This is a genomic window from Bradyrhizobium sp. 132, from assembly GCF_023074185.1.
Taxonomy (GTDB): Bacteria; Pseudomonadota; Alphaproteobacteria; order Rhizobiales; family Xanthobacteraceae; genus Bradyrhizobium.
Genome location: NZ_JADPKY010000124.1, coordinates 1 through 1,407 on the forward strand (window position 1 = coordinate 1; position 1,407 = coordinate 1,407).

Here is a 1,407-nt window from a genome sequence, read left to right on the forward strand (position 1 = left end):
TTTTTTGAGGTGGGCTTTGCGCGCGTTGGCCTGATGAGCCCTGCGCCAGGACGACCATGCGAGGATATAGGCGTGCGGGATGCGCCGCTGGGTTAGCTTGATGGCGATGCGCCGGATTTCTTGGAGCGACCAGCGGATCAAGAACGATGCTTCGGTCGAGGTTGCCGCGTTTTTTTGGGCGATGGCCCTGTGTTGGCCCGATGACGGATGACGGCCATCATGGCGAAGGCAAGCATGACGAGTGAGACATGGCGATGCCAGCCGTGCCAGGAGCGGGTTTCGTTGTGATCAAGGCCGAGTTCGTTCTTAGCGGTTTCGAAGCTGTCCTCGATAGCCCAGCGATGGCCTTCCACCGACACCAGCTTCTGCATGGACGTGCCCTTGGGGCACCATGTCGAGAAGAAGGCCAAGCTGCCGTCGGCAATGTTGCGGCGGATCAGAAGACCCCGCGTCCATTCCCCGGCAAGGTCGTCGTTGTATTCACCGGCGTCAAGATCGGCCAACTCGAGATAGGCCCAGTCGTGCCAGCGCGGACCTTTGGTCCCTTCGCCGGACGTCAGGCGGCGCCAGGCCTTCTTGGGAAGGCTCTGCGCGATCGCGGAGGCGGTACCGGCGACAGGCTTCGGCTTGCCCCAAGAACGGAACACATGATTGGACGCAACCCCCAGAACATAGCCCTTGCCCGCCTTGCGCAGCAAGGTTTCGATCTCTCCCGTGCCATACACGCTGTCCGCGGCCACGAACGAGAACGGCACCTTTGCGGCGACCGCACGAGCGATCATGTGCCGCGCGATCTTGGGCTTCGTCGCAAAGCTGACATCGCTCGGGACATGCGCTGCCTTCAGGCGAGCGGGTTCGTCCGTCCATTCCTTTGGCAGATAGAGGGCCCGATCGATGAAGGCATGGCCATGCCGCGACACGTAGGCGGCGAACACTCCGATCTGGCAATTGGTGATCTTGCCCGCCGAGCCAGTGTACTGGCGCGCGACCCCGCACGAGGCCTTGCCCTGTTTCAAAAACCCGGTCTCATCGATGATCAGAACCGCGTCCTCATCGGCCAGCGTTTCCAGCGCGTACTCACGGACAATGTCGCGCAGCGCGTCGGCGTCCCACTGCCCCCGCCCCAGGATCGCTTGCTGGCGCCACGGGCCGGGATCGCCGGCCGCTTCCGCCCGCATCCAACCCGTCTTGCGCGGCTCGTTACCCAACAGTCCGTCGAGAAACTGCCCCGCCGCGGCCGCGACCCGCTCCTGCGTAAACAGCCGACGGATGCGTTGCTTGACATCTCGCAACGACGAAGCCCACAGCGTCAGCGTATCTTCGACCGACGCACCACCAATCATCAAATCCCGAATCATGGTCACCCATGGATTCAGAACCTTCAATCAAATGCAACTGTAATGCTAG

The 1,407-nt window shown here is 62.2% G+C and carries 1 protein-coding gene; it reads right to left on the minus strand.

Annotated features, from left to right (window positions below; all coding sequences use genetic code 11):
• Positions 1-137 precede the first annotated feature (137 nt).
• Positions 138-1,358, minus strand: a complete 1,221-nt coding sequence (locus tag IVA74_RS25630) for an IS701 family transposase (protein ID WP_247349115.1) — start codon at positions 1,356-1,358, stop codon at positions 138-140.
• Positions 1,359-1,407: the final 49 nt, after the last annotated feature.